16 protein-coding genes and 5 pseudogenes are annotated in these 23,017 nt (G+C 55.4%); 11 read left to right on the top strand and 10 right to left on the bottom strand.

The genetic code is table 11. From position 1 onward, the window contains the following. Positions 1 to 395: 395 nt before the first annotated feature. The 4 genes and pseudogenes from nifH to AMK05_RS27515 all read left to right on the top strand — a co-directional run. A pseudogene (gene nifH / locus AMK05_RS34915) lies at positions 396 to 565 on the top strand (nitrogenase reductase); the annotation flags it as partial. A 257-nt stretch (positions 566 to 822) separates the two neighbouring features. After that, a complete protein-coding gene (locus AMK05_RS27525) occupies positions 823 to 1,308 on the top strand; it encodes a NifX-associated nitrogen fixation protein (RefSeq protein WP_004677039.1) in 486 nt (161 codons plus the stop codon). A gap of 800 nt (positions 1,309 to 2,108) precedes the next feature. Next, complete coding sequence (locus AMK05_RS27520; RefSeq protein ID WP_064842794.1) at positions 2,109 to 2,306, top strand: hypothetical protein; 198 nt, start codon at positions 2,109 to 2,111, stop codon at positions 2,304 to 2,306. Continuing rightward, positions 2,296 to 4,359 (top strand): recombinase family protein, encoded by a 2,064-nt coding sequence (locus AMK05_RS27515; RefSeq protein WP_064842796.1) that lies wholly within the window; start codon positions 2,296 to 2,298, stop codon positions 4,357 to 4,359. The genes AMK05_RS27520 and AMK05_RS27515 overlap by 11 nt, the downstream gene beginning before the upstream one ends. A 23-nt stretch (positions 4,360 to 4,382) precedes the next feature. Here the strand turns inward: AMK05_RS27515 and AMK05_RS27510 are convergent. The 4 genes and pseudogenes from AMK05_RS27510 to AMK05_RS36020 form a co-directional block, all read right to left on the bottom strand. Next, positions 4,383 to 4,780: pseudogene (locus AMK05_RS27510) on the bottom strand (DDE-type integrase/transposase/recombinase); the annotation flags it as partial. Between the two features lie 108 nt (positions 4,781 to 4,888). Further along, positions 4,889 to 7,036: a peptidase domain-containing ABC transporter gene (locus AMK05_RS27505; protein ID WP_064842809.1), complete on the bottom strand. Its 2,148-nt coding sequence runs from the start codon at positions 7,034 to 7,036 to the stop codon at positions 4,889 to 4,891. 27 nt (positions 7,037 to 7,063) lie between these two features. Further along, positions 7,064 to 8,149: an HlyD family secretion protein gene (locus tag AMK05_RS27500; RefSeq protein WP_008533948.1), complete on the bottom strand. Its 1,086-nt coding sequence runs from the start codon at positions 8,147 to 8,149 to the stop codon at positions 7,064 to 7,066. 114 nt (positions 8,150 to 8,263) lie between these two features. Then, a complete protein-coding gene (locus AMK05_RS36020) occupies positions 8,264 to 8,389 on the bottom strand; it encodes a hypothetical protein (protein ID WP_004676277.1) in 126 nt (41 codons plus the stop codon). A gap of 730 nt (positions 8,390 to 9,119) precedes the next feature. Here AMK05_RS36020 and AMK05_RS36285 point away from each other — a divergent pair. Next, positions 9,120 to 9,481, top strand: a pseudogene (locus tag AMK05_RS36285) (Tn3 family transposase); the annotation flags it as partial. A gap of 454 nt (positions 9,482 to 9,935) precedes the next feature. Further along, positions 9,936 to 10,953: pseudogene (locus tag AMK05_RS27485) on the top strand (IS3-like element ISRel21 family transposase); the annotation flags it as partial. A gap of 23 nt (positions 10,954 to 10,976) precedes the next feature. Here AMK05_RS27485 and AMK05_RS27480 read toward each other — a convergent pair. The 3 genes from AMK05_RS27480 to AMK05_RS35410 all read right to left on the bottom strand — a co-directional run bounded on the left by AMK05_RS27480 (position 10,977) and on the right by AMK05_RS35410 (position 14,599). Then, on the bottom strand, positions 10,977 to 13,040 hold the full coding sequence (locus AMK05_RS27480; protein ID WP_064842796.1) for a recombinase family protein: 2,064 nt from the start codon (positions 13,038 to 13,040) through the stop codon (positions 10,977 to 10,979). After that, on the bottom strand, positions 13,030 to 13,227 hold the full coding sequence (locus AMK05_RS27475) for a hypothetical protein (protein ID WP_064842794.1): 198 nt from the start codon (positions 13,225 to 13,227) through the stop codon (positions 13,030 to 13,032). The genes AMK05_RS27480 and AMK05_RS27475 overlap by 11 nt, the downstream gene beginning before the upstream one ends. Before the next feature lie 829 nt (positions 13,228 to 14,056). Beyond that, positions 14,057 to 14,599 carry a hypothetical protein gene (locus AMK05_RS35410; RefSeq protein ID WP_064842878.1) on the bottom strand — a complete coding sequence of 181 codons (543 nt, stop codon included), beginning with the start codon at positions 14,597 to 14,599 and terminating at the stop codon, positions 14,057 to 14,059. A gap of 353 nt (positions 14,600 to 14,952) precedes the next feature. Here AMK05_RS35410 and AMK05_RS27465 point away from each other — a divergent pair, with 353 nt between their 5' ends. Further along, on the top strand, positions 14,953 to 15,648 hold the full coding sequence (locus tag AMK05_RS27465) for a DUF6875 domain-containing protein (RefSeq protein WP_064842807.1): 696 nt from the start codon (positions 14,953 to 14,955) through the stop codon (positions 15,646 to 15,648). Positions 15,649 to 15,733: 85 nt separating this feature from the next. Then, positions 15,734 to 16,255 carry an aminoacyl-tRNA deacylase gene (locus tag AMK05_RS27460; RefSeq protein ID WP_004677747.1) on the top strand — a complete coding sequence of 174 codons (522 nt, stop codon included), beginning with the start codon at positions 15,734 to 15,736 and terminating at the stop codon, positions 16,253 to 16,255. A 155-nt stretch (positions 16,256 to 16,410) separates the two neighbouring features. On the opposite strand, the pseudogene AMK05_RS34085 reads toward AMK05_RS27460, so the two are convergent. Continuing rightward, positions 16,411 to 17,155, bottom strand: a pseudogene (locus AMK05_RS34085) (transposase); the annotation flags it as partial. 486 nt (positions 17,156 to 17,641) lie between these two features. On the opposite strand from AMK05_RS34085, the gene AMK05_RS27445 reads away from it, so the two are divergent. The 3 genes from AMK05_RS27445 (at position 17,642) to nodD3 (ending at position 20,141) form a co-directional block, all read left to right on the top strand. Continuing rightward, positions 17,642 to 17,959 (top strand): hypothetical protein, encoded by a 318-nt coding sequence (locus tag AMK05_RS27445; protein ID WP_064842800.1) that lies wholly within the window; start codon positions 17,642 to 17,644, stop codon positions 17,957 to 17,959. A gap of 96 nt (positions 17,960 to 18,055) precedes the next feature. Further along, on the top strand, positions 18,056 to 19,081 hold the full coding sequence (locus tag AMK05_RS27440; protein ID WP_064842798.1) for an LLM class flavin-dependent oxidoreductase: 1,026 nt from the start codon (positions 18,056 to 18,058) through the stop codon (positions 19,079 to 19,081). A gap of 151 nt (positions 19,082 to 19,232) precedes the next feature. Beyond that, a complete protein-coding gene (nodD3, locus tag AMK05_RS27435) occupies positions 19,233 to 20,141 on the top strand; it encodes a transcriptional regulator NodD3 (protein ID WP_004677763.1) in 909 nt (302 codons plus the stop codon). Between the two features lie 408 nt (positions 20,142 to 20,549). On the opposite strand, the gene nodD2 is transcribed toward nodD3, so the two are convergent. Both nodD2 and AMK05_RS27425 read right to left on the bottom strand, forming a co-directional pair. Continuing rightward, positions 20,550 to 21,506 carry a transcriptional regulator NodD2 gene (gene nodD2, locus AMK05_RS27430; protein ID WP_004677768.1) on the bottom strand — a complete coding sequence of 319 codons (957 nt, stop codon included), beginning with the start codon at positions 21,504 to 21,506 and terminating at the stop codon, positions 20,550 to 20,552. Between the two features lie 343 nt (positions 21,507 to 21,849). Next, a complete protein-coding gene (locus AMK05_RS27425; protein ID WP_225881187.1) occupies positions 21,850 to 22,836 on the bottom strand; it encodes a SidA/IucD/PvdA family monooxygenase in 987 nt (328 codons plus the stop codon). Between the last annotated feature and the right edge of the window lie 181 nt (positions 22,837 to 23,017).

Below are 23,017 nucleotides of genomic sequence, written 5' to 3'. Positions count from 1 at the left end.
GCTGTGATCGCCAAGCAAAGAAGATCGACCGGCTGCACCTCGGCAAGCGGCCGGACATTGCGCCCAATCTGCGAATTGAGAGCGGAGCGGCTTCGGCGGGTGTTATTTGTTGCTGACGTGGCCGGAGATAGGCTTCCGCCGCTGCACCGGGATGGCATTTCTTCGATCCCCACCGCGTCTTGTCCGGTTCACGACAACGTTGTCCTCGATCAATTCTTCATGGGCTAGCTAAGAAGCTGGAAACAATACAGATGCCGTGTTCCGGACCTCAGCGGAGGAGACTGGCATGAGTCTTGAACTCCCAGAACTACGCGGCGGGCAATCGCCTGGTGGAACGTGTGGCGTCCGGTCGAAGTCGATTTGAACCTTGAAGGGAAAATACATGGCAGGTCTGCATCAGTTCGCACGGAAAAGGGGGTATCGGCAAGTACACGGCCTCTCAAGATACTCTCACTGCCCTTGTCGACCTCGAAAAGCTGATTCCACCCCCCGCCTGATCCTCAATTCGAAAGCCCGAGACACGGTTTTACACCTGGCGGCGAATAGGTTGCTTGAGGGTGGAGTTCGCGGCGAAACCTACCGCCACTGGACTATCGCGACGGGAATCTCGCTTGTGAAGCGCTTTTCGTCAAGCCCGCCAGCGTTGCCCGCCGCTTGCCGTTGTTGTTGCGGCCGCCCCGTTTCGAGGGGCCATGTCATTCGTCCGGGCCAAGTTGCGTCGCCACAGGTCCCATCTGCCGCACCATTTTAAGGGATGGTGTTACCGGAAGCGGGTGTGGCCCTTAGTCAAACCGCATCCAACACTCAGGAGGATTTTAACTGATGTCAAACGTCACCCCTGTCCCCAACAATGCTCGATTAGATGAGAAAGATGCTCTCGCCACGCCTTTCATTAAGTGCCTCTTGCGTCTGATGCGTGCTCAAGACACCTTTGAATTGTGGCAAGAGAAATCGGACACCGATTTGCTCTGTGATTTCATCGTGACGAGGCAGCAGCGTAGGGCGATTCCTCTCATCGGGGGACCTGACCTAGAGGTGCAGTGGCGGCTTGAGATCTTCTATGCCGCCGTAGCACTTGCTATAGAGGAGCAGTCCGGACTGATGGCGTCACCGGTGTTGACTGTGAACCATGAGGGATTCGGTCGGATATTACTCACGGCGGGGCGGCTCGTAGTACTCTCGAAGACGCTCCGCGACGTACATCGATTTGGCTTCGACAACCTCCAAAAGCTCGCCGAGGCGGGAACTGGCCTGGTCGATAATGGCTTAACAACAATTAAGACCTATTCAGATGTAGCGCGCGTTTAAGTGCGGTTGAAACGGCTCATATAGGGCGGAATTCTTCGCTAATCTGCCCAGCAATCAAGCAATCCGGGGGTGTGCCCTAGCGTTCTTGGCGCGGGGGGGGGGGCGACATGGAGGAACCTGCATGACAGTGCGTTCACTACTCACTACGGCTCCTCTTTGGCTCCGGCGTATCTCACAAGCACTGATCAAGCGACGTGTATTGGCTGCGCCCCTTGTTTTCTGGTCTGCCAGTGTTCGGCAGGATGGTAGGTGGTTGGCCTTCAAATGACCTGCCACTGAATTTTCATCCGGCGTCTGACCTGCCACTGAGAATTTCTGAACCGCTCCCAAACGTTGGACCACCGGATGCTAGAGTTTTCCGGCTTCATTCAGGGAGGCGGGCTGGTTGCGCCTCCCGAATTCACCAACGAGATCGGCACCTTGTTGCCGATCGCACCATGAGGTCTTTCCTCATTGTACAACAGGGCGACGGAACACCCACGGGACCGAGGTTCGCGAGCTTTTATATCCGTGGCATCCCTGGTCTGGGCGGCTTATCCATATCCATGGATTGGTGGACAAGGGGTCTGCTGTGTTCCGCTGCAGCCTTTCGGGTTCGACGTCATGTCGGTTGCTTGAGGTCCCGGTGTGGATGTTTGACCGAACACTGAGTGCGCGGTGGTTGGCCTTACCAATTGCGTATGCCGATTTAGCTTGCCTGCTTGCTTTGGCAAAGTTGCTGGAAGAGGCAGGCACTCCCTCACAGGGCGCGGATATGAGCGCAGCATTGATCTCTCACGAAACGAGTCGGGGAGATGTCCATGCCACGCCAGTTTACGACATATCAGTTCGATCTGTTCTCGAGTGCCCACAGCGGGAAGACGCCAGCGATGCCGCAATGGCAGACGTTGCCGGAAGGAACACAACAGGCGTTGACGGCGCTCATCGTGCGGCTGCTCGTCGACCACTCAAACGGCGAGAGCGCCTCCCAGTCGAAGGAGGCCAATCATGATGCATGAGAAGATCAGCGCCCACCATCTTGAACGCAAGGCCATTCTGTACGTCCGACAATCGTCGGCTCATCAGGTTCTGCACAATCGCGAAAGTAGCGCGCTTCAATACGCCATGCGCGACCGCTTGAAAGCACTTGGCTGGGCGCAGATCGAAACAGTCGATGAAGATCTAGGCCGTTCGGCCGCCGGAGGCGTAACCCGCGCCGGTTTCGACCGGATGGTTGCCGAGGTCTGCCTTGGAAAGGTTGGAGCGGTTGCAGCACGAGAGGTATCGCGCTTTGCCCGCAACAGCCGGGATTGGCAACAGCTCATTGAGATGTGCCGCGTCGTCGACACCGTTCTGATCGACCAGGAAGCGGTCTATGCACCGCGCCAGGGTAATGACCGCCTGCTTTTGGGGCTGAAGGGTAGCCTCAACGAGTATGAGCTGGATCTCTTGCGCCAACGCTCCCTTTCCGCCCGCTATGAGAAGGCGCGCCGCGGTGAGCTTGTCGTTACTGTCCCGATTGGATTCTTGAAGGCCGGCGACAGGATCGAGAAGGATCCCGACCGGCGCATCCAGGAGGCCATTGCGCTCGTCTTCAACAAGGTTGCCGAACTCGGCAGTGCCAGGCAGGCGCTACTATGGTTCCTCGAGCAAGGCCTGGACCTGCCGGTCAGGCGCGCCAACGGCGAGGTCACCTGGCGCAGGCCCAATTACGCAACCATCCATCGGATGATTGATAATCCGATCTACGGAGGCGCGTATGCTTATGGTAAGAGTCGCTCCATGCCGGGATACGATGGCCGATCCGGAATTCGCCGCAAGGCGCGCGCTGAATGGCTGGCCTTGATCCCGGATGCCCACGAAGGCTACGTCAGTTGGGAACGGGCGGAGGAGATCCGCAAAATGGTCAGCAATAATGTGCCTGCCAGCCGACATCACGGGGCGCCGAAGCATGGCGACGCTCTGCTTGCCGGCCTTTTCCGTTGTAAGAGGTGCGGGCGGAAGCTGACGGTCCGCTACACTGGAAACAATCATAACATTCCGCGCTATTCCTGCTGGCGTGGCCTGCTCGACAACGGTGAGCCTCGCTGCATCGCCTTCGGTGGCCTGCGGGTCGACGATGCGATCGAGGAGATGCTTCTTGGCGTCGTTGAACCAGGAGCCATTGCTGCTAGCGCTGAAGCAGAACGCAACATAGCCAACCGTCGTGATCAAGTTCACGACGCCCTTCAGCGAGATCTCGAGGCGGCGAGCTTTGCGGCCGACCGGGCATTCCGGCAATATGACACTGCTGATCCCGAGAACCGGCTGGTGGCATCGGAGCTCGAGGCGCGCTGGAACAAGGCTCTCATTCGCGTTGGCGAGATCGAGAATAAGATTGCCAGCCACAAAGCCGCGATACCGCAAGTGTCGTCGTATTCCATGTTGGATATAGCTGCTCTTGCCGGGGACCTTCGTGCCGTCTGGTCGGCGCCAACAACCGATACCAGGCTTAAAAAACGGATCGTGCGCACGGTCATTCATGAAGTGATCGCCGATCTCGACGATGTGGCTTCAGAGATCGTCCTCGTCATCCATTGGGCTGGTGGAGTTCACACCGAACTGCGACTGCCGAAACGACGTCGTGGACAAAGAAACGCGACCCCCGACGACCTCATTGAGGCAGTACGGCAGCTCGTGCTCATTGCCAATGACGACCTTATTGCCGGGATACTCAATCGCAATGGATTGGCCACCGGCAATGGCAATCGCTGGACAAGGGAACGTGTCACAGCACTCCGGTCGTACCGCAAGATCCCGGTCTACCGGCCGCAGTCAGACGGGATAGAGCCTTGGCTCAACCTGGGAAAGGCGGCGAAGCTACTTGGCGTTACGCCAAAAACATTGAGAATCGCCGCCGAAACAGGTGAGATCGAGGGCGTGCATCCCTTGCCGGCAGGCCCATGGATCTTTAGTCGCTCAAAGCTTGAACTCCCGCAAGCAAAACAGCTCGTCGATCGAGTACGACAGAACCCCAGACACCCCGCGGGATCGCCTCAAAATCAAGGAAACCTATTTACTTCAACAACATAGAAAGATGGGCGTTATGAAACAGGATTGTAGTATCTACGCCAATCCTCCATCTTTTCGCGGGCATCCGCAAGGGTCAGGAACCAATCCTGGTTCAGGCATTCTGCACGGAAGCGGCCATTGAACGCTTCGATGAAAGCATTATCAGTCGGCTTGCCGGGGCGTGAGAAGTCCAACGTCACACCCTTGGAATAGGCCCACAGGTCCAAGTCGCGCGACACGAACTCGGTCCCTTGGTCGACACGGATCGTTTTCGGATAGCCGGCTTTTTGGCACACCGTTCAAGGGTTTGCACAACGTCTTCGCCTCTATAGCTATGACGCGGATCAAGCACCGGCACGTAGCGCGAGAAGGTGTCGACCACCGTCAGCACGCGCAGTTTCTTACCCGTTGCGAGTTGGTCGTGAACGAAGTCCATCGCCCACGTTCCGATCACCGCCGCTTCAAGTTCACAGCCGACAATGTTGCCATGCTGCTTAACCGTGACGTTCACAACCGTTTTCAATCCTCGAGCCGACAGGGCCTACACGGATCACGACCTTGGCGCCCGCCATAATCGAGCGTAAGGGCCATCAGTTCTCACTAGGTCAGCGTGCTTTCCCTCCTCAATGACCCGCCCCTTGTCCAGGACCACAATATTGTCCGCCCCACGAACGGTGCTCAACCGATGAGTGATGACTATGATGGTCTTCCCAGCGCGAGACAGATCCTCAACAACCCGCAGCACAAATTCTTCGGCTGCTGAGTCCAGAGAGGAGGTCGCTTCGTCAAGGATTAGAACGTCGGGATCCCGGTACAGGGCCCGAGCCAATGCGAGGCGCTGCTTCTCACCTCCGGAGAGGCGAACCCCGTTCTCGCCCAGATGGGCCTGGAACCGCCCGGGCCAGCGCTCGATGCACTCCCGCAGTCCTATTCGATCACAGATGCGTACGATCTTATCGAACTCCGGTTCGAACTCGCCCAGGGCGATGTTCTCGATCACGGAACCGGAGAAGACGTCTATCGATTGCGGTACTGCAGCCATGACCTTGTGCAGTGATGCGCTCGAGAAATCCTGGAGGGCATATTGGCCGATCCGAATGCATCCATCCTCAAGCTGGTAGACATTCTGCAGCAGAGCCGCAAGGGTGCTTTTGCCCGAGCCGCTCTCACCCACGACGGCCGTCAACTCTCCTTGGCGAAAGGAGACGCTTAGATCGCTGAAAACCTCCGCCTGCGCGCCATAGCGGAATGTGACGTTCTCCAGGCGAATATCTCCGAGATCGGTCTTCGTAGCATCGATGCCGCTGCTGCTTGCCGACTCCAGTTCAAAGATCTCGAAAAGTCTATCCGCCGCGATAAACGCGTCTTGAACGATCCGGTTGGTCTGGATCAGGCGGGCGACCGGCCGGGTGATATAGCCAAGCAACGTATAGCAGGACAGCAATTCGCCGGGCGTGACGGCCTGTTCGAGCGCAAGCGTGGTTCCAAACCACATCAGCACGATGGTGAACAGGACCGACAGCAACGCCGAGGCGTTGTCGCCGCAGATTGAGATCAGCCCGGAGCTGTAGACGGAATGCAGCATCTTTACGAAGCGGGTCTCCATTTTGAAGTTTGCGAAGCTCTCGACGCCGGAAGTCTTAATGGTGGAGACAGCTCCGAGTGATTCTACCAGTTGCGCCTCGAGTTTGGCGTCATTTTCCATGATGACTCGTTGGAGATTTCGATTCATCCGATTGATGGCCCAATATACCAGGATGTACATTGGAATGGCGAGCGCCACGATCAAAGCAATATTCCAGGAATAGATGAACATCATTCCGAACGAGAACAGTATCATTAAAATGTCAACAAACATGTTTATCGAAACGTCGTTCAGGAAGCTCCTGATTTTCACAGCGTCGTTCATGCGCGACACGATTTCTCCCATGCGCATGCTATCGAAGAACTTCTGGGGCAGGGCCAGGATGTGATTGTAATAACCGAGGATCAAGCATACGTCGATCTTCTGCCCCGTCTGCAGGACGAGTCGGCCTCTTAGGAGGTTGATCAGGATCTGTATCGCTAGGATCAGCAGCATTGCGATGCTCATCAAGTTGAGCAGGTTGCGGTTTCCCGCTGGGATCACGTGATCAACGATCTTCTGAACGTAGATCGCCGTCGAGAGACTGAGGACGGTCGTCACAAGAGCGCCGACGAGAGCCTGCGCCATCACCGTGCGGTGTGGCGCGAGTAGGCGGGCGAATCGGGCGAGGGGCGACGTGGTCTCGTCTCGACGATTGAATGTGTCTGCCGGAACCAGCAAAACCAGAACGCCGGTCCATTGCTCCATGAATTCCTGATGCGGCACTTTGCAGATTTCGCCCAAGGCCGGGTCCATGACGATGACCCACTTGGCGTCGATCGCATGGACCACTACGAAATGGTGCAGGTCCTCCTTGACGACGTGCGCGATAGCGGGCTTGGGGATCTTGTACAGGCTGTCGAAGCCACCTTTGACGCCTTTCGCGATGAAGCCCAGCTTCTGCGCCGCTTCCGTGAGCCCCAGCACACTCGTACCGGAGCGGTCGGTCGACGCATACTGGCGGATGCGCGCCAATGGCAACTTGTAGCCATAGAAGGCTGCGACAGATGCGAGGCTGGCGGCGCCGCAATCCGTGATGTCACGCTGTTTGAACTTAATGGCCTTACTCGACATGGAGGCTCGCTGGCTGTTGGGACAATATTAGCGCCCCGCCAGCATCGGGTTGAGCCAATCGTCTGCCTCGTCGTAGAGCAGTTGCAGGAGAGTGCGATTGGCCAACAGAAAGCGAGCCCGCACGGTCATGCCTTTCTTCAGGTGGCCGATGGCCCCGCTTTTCAGCGCGAGTTCGCTGCGAGAGAGCGCGCACTGGACCTTGAAGACCGGGTTCCCGTCATGCAGAGTGAAGTCCTGCGCCACCTCGACCACCCTTGCTTTGATGACACCCCATTGGTTGTAGTTAAAGGCATCCACTTGGAGCCGCACCGGCTGACCAGGCTGCACAAAGCCAATGTCGTTGGGGGAGACGTAGATTTCCGCCACCAGATCGTCGTTCGGCGAGATCCAACCAACGGTTTGCCCGCTCTGCACGTAGCTTCCGTGCGCGAGGCCGGAGAACTGCTCGAGAGCACCCGATACTGGGGCGCGGATGCGGTGCAGGTCCCGTTCGTGCTCGAGCTGATGCAAGGTGGCCGTGAGTTCCTTTAAGCGCAGGTTAGCATCAAGGAGCTTCTGGTTCCAATCAGCGGTTTTGCGTCGCACGAGGATCTCGCCTTGGACCTCGATATTTTGGAGAGCGAAAGCCTTCTCGTCAACGGTCTTCGCCGGCGCCGCAGCAGCCGAGACAAGTCGCTTTGCGCGGTCGAGTTCCGCCGCGGCGTTACTGCGCGCATTTTGGTTCTCGCGCAGCAAGTTGAGAAAATGCACCCTTTCAGCCGTCGCGGATTCGGTTTGGAGGGGGGGCGAGACGCTGAGCCTTGCGCCGGAAGAAATGAGCGTTTGGAAGTCATGGGCAAGATCGCTCTTGGCATGAATGTCGGCTAAAACCCCGCTGAGCTTTTCCTCGATTACATGATCGTCAAAGGCGATTATTTCCTTCCCCTTAGCAACGACATCGTTCTCAAAGGCAAGGACACGGGAGATGCGTCCGGAGACGGGCGCTATCAGGGGCGTCTTCTCCACGATCGGGCGAATAGTACCGACACTCTGCATGGAGACCGGTATGGTAACGAGTGGCAGTGAGCCAAATGCCGCGGCGACGAAGAGCAAGATCGCCCTATAAATGCTCAAGGATCGTCCTGATCGTCGCGCCAGTATGCTTTCTGCGGTGCAGCTGGCCGTTTCAGCAGAAAGGGGAACTGCTAGTCTGTAGTCACTAGGAGCCATCGAGAGCCAGCTCGCTTATCAACCAAACAAGTGTCCGTAACGTCGCAAAAACAAGTAAACCCAAAAATACCAACCTCCGGAGGTTTCAGCTGCTTCTTGAGGGGTTAATTCGGTTACACGATAGGCTGCCATGTTGTTCATCATTGGTGTCTCCGTTCAGAGCTGGATTGAGAAGATGCCAAGGCCCCCGTTGGGAGCTCCTAGCGGCGCGCAACAAAAAGGTTCAAGATTCGTGCCAATGCAGAAGGAGCGAAAAGCATCAGAAAACTGTTCTGTATGTTATTCAATGGCTGCCCTAGAGCGCCGAGACGTGCCAAACCGCACATCACGCTGTCGCAAGCACGACAAACCGAGTAGGGTTCTGAATGAACGTCCTGAACAGGATCGACAGCTCCAAAGTTCGGTGGCGACGGTACAGTTGAGACTCGGCGCTCAGTAAGCGCGCCCCCATCCGCGTAGCCCCCATCGAGTTTGCCGTCGATTTTTGTTGCTGCTGATGCACTCTGAAACCTGGTGAATTGTTAGTGGCCCTCCGCACGTTAGTGGGCGCGGATGCGCCGCTTGGTGCCGCGGGCCTTGTCCCTATTGGCAGATGCTATGGCCGGATGTGTCAAGTAAAAGATCCACCGGATGCGAAAAGAAACACGAGACACCTATTGGGCAATGCTTGGGCGGGTCCCGACGCTATGGCGATCTCAGACCTGCACTTGTTCCGGCCCAGGCTGTGGCCGACAGCGATCGTCTCGCGGGGCCGTTGCGACAGGAGGATAGCTGGCAAATCTCAAGCTCACCTCGACATCCGGTTACGCGAGCTTGGCCGCGCCAGCTCGGGCTGTTACGATTCCGGGCGGCTCGATTGCGAAGGCGACGTCCAGACGTGGATGCTGCGACTGGCTTCTGCGAAGCATTCAGTCATCTGCGTACAGGAGCGCCCTGCGATGAACGTCATCCTCGCAGAAGAGACTAGCTTTGGCCTGCGCATGATGGCCGATGCCACAGACACCCACACCTTGTGGGTGTTAATCCGTGTTCGACAGTGGCATGTCGAGAGCGAAGCCTACGACCGGGCGCTAGCCAGGGTGGTCGAGGCGCAGGCGGGGTTACCGATCCATGGGCACTCCGGCTTCGAGCGACGGCCTATTATTTGCCGCCACAGCGCAAGGCGACGCCCTGGTAAACGTGAAATACGGCAGGATGCTAGGCCTTCAGGCCTACAGCCAGGTCTCGGATCGATACGGGTCGATCCGTCTGTCGTCCTCGTCGATCAGACGCTTGAGCCATTCCAGCGCCGCGATGGCGGACCCGATGTGCTGCATTGTTCCGGAATTCGAGCAGGCTCAGCAGCCTCGGCAACATGCGTGGATAATGAAATGCCGTAGGAGGAACGTGGCACCGCCTGGGCTCGCTGCTTAGGAACCGCCAGTCTTGTATTTGCGGACCAGAGCCGAAAGTATCGCCTGTTCGGCAATTTCGGCACCGCTCCGTCGAGGGCCTTGATCGCGGACCCGGCGATGCGAGCCAAAAGGCGCTCCTCGCTGGCCCCTTTTCAATTTCTTGGCGATCGAGGCGACGACCCTACGTTCCCATTCGCCACCATCTTGTGCACTTTGATCTGAACCCTTCAAACTGGACCAGTTTTGGTTAGAGTTTTCCGGTGCATTTTCCTGGCTGGGAAAGGGACCAGAAGACGATGAAAGCATCGCAGTTTTCGGACGCCCAGAAGGCGTTCATTCTGAAGCAAGGTGATGAAGGCGTGTCGGTTGCTGAAATCTGCAGGAAGGCGGGGATCAGCCAGGCGACTTATTTCAACTGGAAGAAAAAATACGCGGGCATGCTGCCACCGGAGATGAAGAGGCTGAAACAGCTCGAGGACGAGAATTCGCGCCTGAAGAAGATCGTCGCGGATCTGACGCTGGACCGCGAGATGTTGCAGGATGTCATCCGCCGAAAGCTCTAAGGCCTGCTCGGAAGCGGGAGATGGTGAAAGGCATGTGCTGCGATTGGGCGATCTCGATCCGACGTGCTTGTGGAGCGTTGAACTTCGATCGATCAACTCACCACTATACCTCTCGCCGCGCTGATCAGGCCGGTCTGGAACGTCGTATTCGCGAGATCTGCGAGATCCGTGTGCGGTACGGCTATCGCCGCGTGCATGTGCTGTTGGAACGCGAGGGTTGGGGCACCAACATCAAGCGAACCTACCGCATTTACAGGGACTTGGGGCTACCGTTGCGGAACAAGACACCGAAGCGGAGGGTAAAGGCCAAGCTTCGCGAGGATCGGCACATGGCCGTCGGACCCAACGACGTCTGGGCGATGGACTTCGTTCACGACCAACTCGCAACGGGTAAGAAACTGCGCGTGCTGACGGTGGTCGACACCTTCTCGCGCTACGTGCCGGTGCTTGATCCGCGTCATAGCTATAGAGGCGAAGACGTTGTGCAAACCCTTGAACGGTGTGCCAAAAAGCCGGCTATCCGAAAACGATCCGTGTCGACCAAGGGACCGAGTTCGTGTCGCGCGACTTGGACCTGTGGGCCTATTCCAAGGGTGTGACGTTGGACTTCTCACGCCCCGGCAAGCCGACTGATAATGCTTTCATCGAAGCGTTCAATGGCCGCTTCCGTGCAGAATGCCTGAACCAGGATTGGTTCCTGACCCTTGCGGATGCCCGCGAAAAGATGGAGGATTGGCGTAGATACTACAATCCTGTTTCATAACGCCCATCTTTCTATGTTGTTGAAGTAAATAGGTTTCCTTGATTTTGAGGCGATCCCGCGGGGTGTCTGGGGTTCTGTCGTACTCGATCGACGAGCTGTTTTGCTTGCGGGAGTTCAAGCTTTGAGCGACTAAAGATCCATGGGCCTGCCGGCAAGGGATGCACGCCCTCGATCTCACCTGTTTCGGCGGCGATTCTCAATGTTTTTGGCGTAACGCCAAGTAGCTTCGCCGCCTTTCCCAGGTTGAGCCAAGGCTCTATCCCGTCTGACTGCGGCCGGTAGACCGGGATCTTGCGGTACGACCGGAGTGCTGTGACACGTTCCCTTGTCCAGCGATTGCCATTGCCGGTGGCCAATCCATTGCGATTGAGTATCCCGGCAATAAGGTCGTCATTGGCAATGAGCACGAGCTGCCGTACTGCCTCAATGAGGTCGTCGGGGGTCGCGTTTCTTTGTCCACGACGTCGTTTCGGCAGTCGCAGTTCGGTGTGAACTCCACCAGCCCAATGGATGACGAGGACGATCTCTGAAGCCACATCGTCGAGATCGGCGATCACTTCATGAATGACCGTGCGCACGATCCGTTTTTTAAGCCTGGTATCGGTTGTTGGCGCCGACCAGACGGCACGAAGGTCCCCGGCAAGAGCAGCTATATCCAACATGGAATACGACGACACTTGCGGTATCGCGGCTTTGTGGCTGGCAATCTTATTCTCGATCTCGCCAACGCGAATGAGAGCCTTGTTCCAGCGCGCCTCGAGCTCCGATGCCACCAGCCGGTTCTCGGGATCAGCAGTGTCATATTGCCGGAATGCCCGGTCGGCCGCAAAGCTCGCCGCCTCGAGATCTCGCTGAAGGGCGTCGTGAACTTGATCACGACGGTTGGCTATGTTGCGTTCTGCTTCAGCGCTAGCAGCAATGGCTCCTGGTTCAACGACGCCAAGAAGCATCTCCTCGATCGCATCGTCGACCCGCAGGCCACCGAAGGCGATGCAGCGAGGCTCACCGTTGTCGAGCAGGCCACGCCAGCAGGAATAGCGCGGAATGTTATGATTGTTTCCAGTGTAGCGGACCGTCAGCTTCCGCCCGCACCTCTTACAACGGAAAAGGCCGGCAAGCAGAGCGTCGCCATGCTTCGGCGCCCCGTGATGTCGGCTGGCAGGCACATTATTGCTGACCATTTTGCGGATCTCCTCCGCCCGTTCCCAACTGACGTAGCCTTCGTGGGCATCCGGGATCAAGGCCAGCCATTCAGCGCGCGCCTTGCGGCGAATTCCGGATCGGCCATCGTATCCCGGCATGGAGCGACTCTTACCATAAGCATACGCGCCTCCGTAGATCGGATTATCAATCATCCGATGGATGGTTGCGTAATTGGGCCTGCGCCAGGTGACCTCGCCGTTGGCGCGCCTGACCGGCAGGTCCAGGCCTTGCTCGAGGAACCATAGTAGCGCCTGCCTGGCACTGCCGAGTTCGGCAACCTTGTTGAAGACGAGCGCAATGGCCTCCTGGATGCGCCGGTCGGGATCCTTCTCGATCCTGTCGCCGGCCTTCAAGAATCCAATCGGGACAGTAACGACAAGCTCACCGCGGCGCGCCTTCTCATAGCGGGCGGAAAGGGAGCGTTGGCGCAAGAGATCCAGCTCATACTCGTTGAGGCTACCCTTCAGCCCCAAAAGCAGGCGGTCATTACCCTGGCGCGGTGCATAGACCGCTTCCTGGTCGATCAGAACGGTGTCGACGACGCGGCACATCTCAATGAGCTGTTGCCAATCCCGGCTGTTGCGGGCAAAGCGCGATACCTCTCGTGCTGCAACCGCTCCAACCTTTCCAAGGCAGACCTCGGCAACCATCCGGTCGAAACCGGCGCGGGTTACGCCTCCGGCGGCCGAACGGCCTAGATCTTCATCGACTGTTTCGATCTGCGCCCAGCCAAGTGCTTTCAAGCGGTCGCGCATGGCGTATTGAAGCGCGCTACTTTCGCGATTGTGCAGAACCTGATGAGCCGACGATTGTCGGACGTACAGAATGGCCTTGCGTTCAAGATGGTGGGCGCTGATCTTCTCATGCATCATGATTGGCCTCCTTCGACTGGGAGGCGCTCTCGCCGTTTGAGTGGTCGACGAGCAGCCGCACGATGAGCGCCGTCAACGCCTGTTGTGTTCCTTCCGGCAACGTCTGCCATTGCGGCATCGCTGGCGTCTTCCCGCTGTGGGCACTCGAGAACAGATCGAACTGATATGTCGTAAACTGGCGTGGCATGGACATCTCCCCGACTCGTTTCGTGAGAGATCAATGCTGCGCTCATATCCGCGCCCTGTGAGGGAGTGCCTGCCTCTTCCAGCAACTTTGCCAAAGCAAGCAGGCAAGCTAAATCGGCATACGCAATTGGTAAGGCCAACCACCGCGCACTCAGTGTTCGGTCAAACATCCACACCGGGACCTCAAGCAACCGACATGACGTCGAACCCGAAAGGCTGCAGCGGAACACAGCAGACCCCTTGTCCACCAATCCATGGATATGGATAAGCCGCCCAGACCAGGGATGCCACGGATATAAAAGCTCGCGAACCTCGGTCCCGTGGGTGTTCCGTCGCCCTGTTGTACAATGAGGAAAGACCTCATGGTGCGATCGGCAACAAGGTGCCGATCTCGTTGGTGAATTCGGGAGGCGCAACCAGCCCGCCTCCCTGAATGAAGCCGGAAAACTCTAGCATCCGGTGGTCCAACGTTTGGGAGCGGTTCAGAAATTCTCAGTGGCAGGTCAGACGCCGGATGAAAATTCAGTGGCAGGTCACACTGTCTCGACCAAGAGATGGAGGACCGCGTCAGCGGTTTCCGCCTCGCCTAAAAAGATAGCGTAAATGCCAAGGTGATAAGGCTGAGGATGCCGCCGAACTTCCCGCGCAGTTTCTTGGCCGAAACGACGATACAGCCGCTCCCCCTAGCAGCGCCTGCACCGGCCGTCAGGCCGGTTAAGCGAAGCGGGTTACCTCGATGAAGCTTGTTTACGGATGAAACATTTGATTGATGAAAGGATAAACGCGCGCGAGACCGGCTTCTTACTTTTGCTTTCCCACAATAAAACTCGCTAAAATTTCCTGGCTTTTCGATCGACTCTCTTTTGAGAGGAACCCACAGGTGCCCCAGAAGACGCTGGCGATTTATCAATAGATGAAGAACTTGCCGTTGCCATCCCTTCCTCAGGAAGCGTAGCTACTTGAGCGGCACTGTCAATCGCTCTACGGCAGTCATCAAGGAAGTCAGCTATATATTCATTGACATAGACAACCAACGGCTCCTTTGGAACAACAATCAGACGCCGTTTGTCCGTTTTATCCCGAGTGATGTCGATGAACCCACGCAAATGCGCTGCCTCGACATACTTTTGGCAAACAGTCTGGTTTTTGAAAGGCAGATAGCGACACGCCTGCATCTTCGTCATGGGTTTGTTATTGGCGTCCATATGATATACTTTAAGCATCAATCCAAGAATATTCCTCAGGAATAGTTCTTCTTCGGAATTTTCGCTAAAGAGATCTGACAAAAACGAGTCAATTTTCTCAAGCTTATGCTTTACGCCGACGTCGATCTGTTCTGGCGTATATATTTCTCTTCGTGTTGTCTTCGCCACGGCCACGCCTCTGCGCAATGGGTCGTTCTGTTTTCACCCAAAGCCTGTTACCGGATCCCATCGCGGCGACATTTATCATATGTATGTCTTCATAACTACGACGAATATAAGAATTTGCGGGCGGTCGTGAGACTAACCTTCATCGTGCACGAGCCCCCGCTCTTGTTTTCACATCCATTTAAAAAAACAGTTACACAAGTGTAACTACGAGTGCTACCAAAATTCGGGAGCTTCGCTTCCGATGGAAGGTCGGCCTCTTGATTGGCCCCCGACCAGCTCGCCCGCCGCCCGAGCTGGCATGCAAGAGCCCGACCTTCCGTTTTGCACGTGGCTTTTCGAACCAGGGATCCGAAATGAATAAAGAGATTTGGAAAGATTACAGCCAACCTTTCGGGACGATTGGTCCATTGATGACAGTGGGCGAAATTCTGGAAAAGAATATTGATGCGGGATACAACGCCTATGATGAGTATGCAAACGCAGCTCTTCAGAAATTTGCTCGGTATGCCTCAGAATTCCTCTCCAATCCACATCCTCATTTAGGTCGGGACGGGAGCGTTTGCCCTTTCGTTCCCGAGGCTCTGACGAAGGGGCTTTTACGGGTTGCCGCGTCGCAAGCTGTTGCAGTTGACGAAATCGAAAACGATTTGGCGCGTATGCTCGCCGTCTTCAGCCAGATGAAACCCGTAAAGTCCTTCAACGATCGAACGGGCGACTGGATCTATAAGGCCATTATCATTGCCCTTCCTGGAATACAGGATGAAGGAGAGATCATCAGGATTGGTCAACTGCAAAAACGGCTGAAGCCCGACTTCATTCAGGAAGGTTACATGATCGGTGAATTTTATCCAGGTTGCCCGGAGCCCGGTTTGCACAACAGGATGTTTCGACCGCTCGACACAACGGTTCCAGCCTTGGCTATTCGGCATATCACCAAATATGATGCTCCTTTCATGCTCGATAGCGATAAGTGCCTGGAGGCTTACTTCAGTATTTTTGGGAACGAGGGTCGCCGCCGCATTAGGCAGCTTTTGGAGCGAACCGCCTGAAACTTACTCGCAAGAGGGCTGTACTCGCAGTCGCTGAAACAGCTATCCTCGATCGTCCTACCAGGTGAACCGGAAGGAAACGACTATGTTGGACGTTCATCCGAACGTACTTGCTGAACTGCACCAGATCGGAGCTTCGACGGTACGATTGTGGCGCTATAGTGAGTTCGCCACCCCTATTACATCTCCTTCCGATTTAGCCTCCGCTATCGGCGTTCCCGTGGGGCGCGTTGCAAAGACGATGATTATTGCCGAGCAGAAAGCGAACGATGTGATGCGCCGGTCTCATCCTGCGCGCCACCTTTGTGCCGTTTTGCTGCCATCACCTTCAAAGATTGACATGAAAGCGGTTGCTGGCACGTATGGATGGAAACGAGCCGAGCTTGCTCAGAAAGAACAGGTACTCGATCTCTTCGGCTACCCGTCAGGAAGCGTATCACCATTCGGTCTCCAGAAGATCGCTGTACTGATCGACACCGCCCTTTTTTCTTATCCTACCGTAGTCACAGGTGCGGGCAAGGTTGGAGTCGAGCTTGAGATCGACACAAGCATGCTTTGGAAGATCGGGCAGCCGTTACAGACGCGTGGACGGGCCAGTCAAACCTAACGCCTCGTCACCTTTCATAGAGATGCCGTGAGGTAGGTTATTTCTTCGGGAAAGGAAATGCGGTTCCACGTAACGGCGCCTCGATTAGAGAATGAGGGTTCAATACGTATGTTGCGTAATCGGACTCATAGTGCGCACTATAACGAAAATCGTCACACCCGTCCCAACGTCTGCACGACATCTTCACCTCGATAGCTGTGAGGCGGATCAAGCGCGGGAACATAGCGTGAGAAGGTGGCGACCACCGTCAGGACCCGCAGTTTCTTTCCGGTTGCGAGCTGGTCGTGCACGAAGTCCATCGCCCACACGTCATTTGGTCCGACAGCCATTTGCCGATCCTCGCGAAGTTTCGCCTTAACACGGCGCTTCCGAGTCTTATTCCGCAGCTGCAGTCCCAAGTCCCTGTAAATGCGATAGGTTCGCTTGATGTTGGTGCCCCAACCCTCGCGTTCCAAAAGCACAGGCACGCGACGATAGCCGTAGCGCACCCGCGCTCACAGGTCTAGACCGGCCTCGGCGCGGCGAGAGATGTAGTGATCGGTCGACCGATCGAAGTTCAACGCGCCACAGGCACGCCGGATCGAGATCGCCCAATCGCGGCACATGACACCACCTCCCGCTACCCCTCAGGCCTTAGAGCTTTCGGCGGATGGCGTCCTGCAGCATCTCACGGTCCAACGTCAGATCCGCGACGATCTTCTTCAATCGCGAATTCCCGTCCTCAAGCTGCTTGCGCCTCTTCATCTCTGGCGGCAACATGCCGGCGTACTTTTTCTTCCAGTTGAAGTAAGTCGTCTGACTGATCCCCGCCTTCCTGCAGATTTCAGCAACCGACACGCCTTCATCACCCTGCTTCAAAATGAACGCCTTCTGAGCGTCCGAAAACTGCGATGCCTTCATCGTGTTCCGTTCCTTTTCCCAGCCAGGAAAATGCACCGGAAAACTCTAACCAAAATTGGTCCAGTTTGAAGGGTTGAGAGCAATTTCCCTATCGTAAAACCTGTGATCCTATGAAGTTAAGATGGGGAATGTTAAGGACATATAACAGCGTGCACGAAAGACGCGGAAGCCAACTGCGTCACATCTATTTCTGGTATCGGCGCTGTTGCGCTGCGGCCAAAACCGCACTGGCTCCTGATTCTTCCACCTTCGGAAGGGGCCGTGATCTCGCCTGGGTCGACCGTATGCTAGTTCGATCAGCAACCCTTTGACGGTGAAGATTCCTGGTTATTCACCTGGTGGATCAATGCCATACAAACAATCAATTTTACGAAGCCATGGGATGTTATTAAACACCTCGATTATGAATTGGGGACCCCATGATGTTGCTCCACCGAGAGCAGCCGAGGGCAAGGTCACAGACCTGGCCGGTAAATGGAGACGAACATGGCCAACGTGGAACTGCAGAAGGCGCTCTCGTCTGCCAATCAAGCGCCGAGACATAGCTCTGGGTCCTTTCTTCGCCTACTGCAGGAGCCTCGTCGCATTAAACCGAATACCAGCTTTAACACATTTGGGTCGCCACAAAAGCTGAACAACCACTATCCGATCTTGCCAATCCTTGGCTTCTCAAAAGTGAACGGAGCTGTGGGTATGCGAGATGGGGTGTTACCCACCGCGAAGTCATACATGAATACGAATGATTCAATGTCATTTCAACGTGAGCATTATGATCAGCTCATCGGCGTCAGCATCGTTTTTTAGAACCAGCAGCTTTTCGATGATTCCTGGCGAAAGACATCGGGGCCACCCTCCGGTCTTGGTCACCGAAAATTCGCCGCCAAACTTGGAGACATTTAAATGAAAAACTCTCTTCCCGCAAAGCTGATGGTTGGTATCTTCGACCATTTGGACGAAGACGGAAGGGAGATTGCGCACCAGTATGAAGATCGGATGAAGTTGGCAGAGGTCTGCGATCGCCTTGGCTTTTATGGATATCACGTCGCAGAGCACCACTGTACTCCCCACGGCAGAGGACCTTCGCCGAATCTATTTCTAGCAAGCGTAGCTCAGCGCACGCAGCATCTTCGTCTCGGTCCTTTGGTTATGCTGTTGAACCTTTATCATCCGTTACGTGCGTTTGAAGAAATTTGCATGCTGGATCATCTGAGCGGTGGCAGGCTCGAGTTGGGCATGGGGCGCGGCTCCTTACCAATCGAATGGAGCTTTTTCGGTATTGATGAGGAGGTGGCGACATCGCGCTATCTCGAAGCCAGCGAGATCGTCATCCAAGCGATGAAGGAAGGAGCTCAGGCTCTTTCCTACAAAGGCGAACACTTTGAACTAGACAAAGTCCCGTTGATGTTGCGGCCACACCAACGTCCTCAGCCTCCGACATGGATTACAACCAGTCGTCCTGAGGTTGCGCGCTGGGCGGCTGAGAACGATACAAATCTTGCCTGCGGGGGCCCTGCTTCTGCTGTTCGCCAGATCACTGATGCCTACCGAGCACACGAGAGACGTACCGCCGGGGGCAGGAAACGGGCGCCGTTCCTTGGGTTGGTCCGAATGGTGGTGGCCGGCAGCACGACGAAGCATGCCATTTCGCTCGCGGCCCCGGCTTATCAACGGTGGCTTCGGAGCTTTAGGTTTCTGTACGAGATTAACGGGATACAGACTCCTCAGAACCTCCCGCCGGATTTTGATGCAGCAGTAGACTGTCAGTTGTGCGTAGTTGGTACTGCTGCTTCAGTTAGGCAAGATCTTCTCGATCATGTCGAGGAAGCAGGTGCTAATTATCTTCTTTGCCAGCTGGCGTTTGGTGATTTGCCATTGGAGGCTTCCTATTACACTGCAACGAGCGTTCACTCTGGAGTTATGGCTTAATCTGGACTGGCCTCAGGTTGCTTTCCGATCACAGAGATTAAGTCTCTGTGGCCGCGCCCTCAAATCGATTGAGGAGCGCCAAGGCGAATTCAGCCATCGCCGTAGGAACAGCCATTGTGGAATGGGCTGCACTATTGGATAGTTAAAAGATATGCGATTTAAGGGCCTCGATCTAAATCTCCTTGTCGCGCTCGATGCACTAATGATTGAGCGCAACCTTACTGCGGCGGCACGTAGCATTAATCTGAGCCAGCCCGCAATGAGTGCAGCCGTCCGCCGGCTCCGCTCCTATTTCCGCGATGAACTATTTACGATGCGTGGTCGTGAGTTCGTTCCAACTCCGCGTGCGGAAGACCTCGCGCCTGCGATTCGTGAGGCTTTACAGCATATTCGGCTCAATATCATACCCTGGGATAAATTTACTCCTGATCAATCAGATCGTCATTTCCGAGTAAGCTTATGCGATTTCGTTACAGTTGTTCTTTTTCAGAAGATACTGGAGCGTCTTGCGCGGGAAGCACCCGGCATTAGTTTTGACTTGCTGCCTCTTACTGACAATCCAGACGAGCTATTGCGACGCGGCGACGTAGACTTCCTTATTAGCCCACCGCTATTCATGTCGAGCGCGCACCCTAAGATAGATCTATTTCAGGAACGACTGACTTGCGTCGGCTGCAGTAATAACAAACAACTTGAGGAAGCCCTTACTGCCGAGGAGTATTCTTCAATGGGGCACGCGGTAGTTAGGTTCGGTCGGACGCAGCAGCCTACCATAGAAGATTGCTTCTTGCAGGAGCATGGCCTCAAGAGGCGGGTCGAAGTCGTTGTTTCAAGCTTTAGCATGATCCCCGCCGCCCTAATGGGCACCGATCGCATCGCAACCGTTCCGTTACGACTAGTTGGGCTTTTTGAGGACACGATACCATTGCGGATGACTGCGCCCCCGATAGCGCTGCCGACATTCACCGAGGCAGTCCAATGGCCGGTACTTCACGACAAAGATCCGGCAAATATCTGGATGCGGGATATAATGGTTCAGGAGGCAGCGCGATTGCCGTGACCATCCTGAAACCTAGGAAGCTGGGCTGCATTGGGAGCGACGACCCGCGACGCGGCCGATTAGCTGAAGACGGCACCACCTGTGAGTGACCCGCAGGCCATTTTATCGACGAAGCTGAGCGCTACGTCCGTCGCCGATCGGCCGCCCTTCGGACGATTGCGCGACGTGCTGTCTAGCACCTTCGGCGGCAAATCGAAGGGTGCTGGGGGACCACAATTGCTCCGCACCGCAACCCGCCGCTACCGCCGCAAATACAGCAACCCAAAACCGTCGGAGCGAACTCAAAACTGGATAAAACTTGGGAGCAAGGTCAGCGGCCTTCCCCGGATGGATACCTTTGAAAAGCCTCTTTGGTGGCTGTTGAACTTATTCGGGCTCGGGCGGATCTTACTCAAGCAGGAACCTTGGTCAGGAACCGGATTGTTGTAGCAACCCATGTATTTTAGGTGCGTTGGAGGACATCATACGGGAAGCTTCCTCAACCAATATCTCCCTGAACCAGATGCTCCCTGGATCGGCATTATGGAGCGCTGGCCATTGAACAGCTTCTGTGAAGACGGGGAGCGGTAACGGAAGGTTGATGATCCGCAAAGGGAAAGTACTTTCGTAATGCTCGACTAAGCGAAGCGGTAGGTTAGCTATGCGGTTCGTGCCACGCAGGACTGGTGGTATTAAGCTAAACCCTTGCACGACGACCTCCACCCGCCTCTGAATACCATTCTCGAGCAAGAACCAGCCCTCGACCGATGGCTTCAAAAAGCGCCCAAACGCGGCAGCGACGTGTCCCGTGGAGACATATTGCTCGATCGTCAGCGCTGAAGGTAGGTCCACATTTGTCGAACAGGCTACACATACAAACTTCTCTGTGAACAGTTTTGCGCTCGGGTGTGCGCCCGAGAGAAAAAATTCAGGCACGATGAGGAAGTCGACGTCACCGCGGCTAAGCATCTCGTACGGATCACTATCCAAAGGCAGCAACTCAAAGCTGACTGCGGGCGCTTCTCGAGCAACTCGCTCAATGATTTTATTGAAGTATATCAGCATCATGAAATCGGACAGAACTATTCTAAAGCATCTGTCAGACTTCGACGGGTTAAACGGCTCCCAAGAGATGATTGAGCATTGTACCTGCAAGAGAGTTTCACGCACTGCCGAGGCAAGTCCTTCGGCACGGGGCGTCAGCCGAAGTTCTCGACCATTCATTGTAAACAATTCGTCGCGGAAATAGTCCCGAAGCCTACCAATGGCGGCACTCATTGCTGGTTGACTTAGATTGATACTACGTGCGGCAGCCGTTAGGTTGCGCTCGGTCGTGAGCGCATCCAATGCAACGAGCAGGTTTAGATCAAGGCCCTTGAAACGCATCTTTAGTCACATCCAAACAACGGATATTTTATATCCAAACAATCGATTTTTCCAGTACAGAACCTTCCAGCATAGATCCAATGAAGGTTCGTCAAAAAGGCTTAGGTTAGTTTGGTGACCAATTAAGTAGGCCGCATAGTTACGATAGACGTTATAGTTGCAGATAATCCACTTTAAATATCGAATGGCACCTTAGCAATAGGCGATGTGGAGCGGCGTCACCGAGCGACATGAAATGCTAGTGAACGGATGGGCGGAAGTAGGTTCATCATATCGCGATACCGGAGAGGCTTTGCCGTACGCTGGCTATCGACTGGCGGGCTCCTTCTGTTTGGAAGCATGTTCAAGATATTGGTGGCGTGCCAGTAATTTGTGATGAAAAGATCAACGCGCCTGAAGGCGCTTGAGGAAGAGAACGCCACACTGAAGAGACTGCTCGCCGAGCAGATCCTGGATACATGACGACTGCGGGTAGCAGTTGAATGACATCGTCAATATTGCCAGTCGCGCTGCGGTGATAGATAGTTTCGTAAATGCGGTTGCTCAATTCTGCTGAAATGCCGTCACTGGTGAGTTTTTCGTCGTCGACAATAGTGCGACGTTTTTTAAGTGGCAGCGAATGAAAGCGCTGGCTGTAAGACGGCGTGTATGACACGTTGATAAAAGAGCTGTCATCCCTCGTGAACAGGTTCCCGCGTGACGTCACCCATGTAATTTTACCGATACCCGGACTGCCCAATAGGTGTTCAACAACCTCCGCACCGCTCTGCCCCCCACCAACGACTAATACGCGTTCACCGATGTCGATTTGTGGCCGATCCAGATAGCTCGCCACATGGTAGACCTTCTCGCCCAGCCAAGGTTTGGCGCATTCGGGAATTGTTGCAACGACACCGACGCCAATCGCAACTGAGCGTGCATGGTAGTGATCTCGAGTCGTCGTCACGCGGTAACCCTCGTCTAATCTGGTTACGTCGGTAACCTCCTCCCCAAACCGGAGTTGTGGCAACTGATGCGCAACCCATTGGAAATACTGTGTGAACTCTCTTCGCGACGTGGTCGCGTCGCACCGGTTTACGAAGCTGTACAGCCGTCCATGCACCGCGAGGTAGTTGAGAAACGAAAACGGACTGGTCGGATCTGCAAGTGTCACACAGTCCTTCAGCGGAGATACCTGCAGGCGACTGTTGGGCAGCAGCAGCCCAGGATGCCAATCGAAGCCGCTTTCCTTTTCGAAAAAGGCAGTGCGCAGCGGCGTCGGACACGCGAGTGCTGCAAGACTAAGATTAAAGGGTCCGATGCCTATACCGATGAGATCCAGCACTTGCATAAACACACTTCCTTTGGTTGGGCGGGCACGTGGGCAGCGATACGGAAATCATTATCGAAGGACGTCTGTCTCCTACACCGCCCTCCACAATGTCTGACTGGCGATTGCGATGTTGAGAGCGACCAGACCCGCCATCACGAGCATGGCAACGTCGATGCCATAAACAGCAATTAATGTGCCA

The organism is Rhizobium sp. N324 (genome assembly GCF_001664485.1).
Classification (GTDB): Bacteria; Pseudomonadota; Alphaproteobacteria; order Rhizobiales; family Rhizobiaceae; genus Rhizobium.
This window is presented reverse-complemented; position numbering and strand designations above follow the sequence as displayed.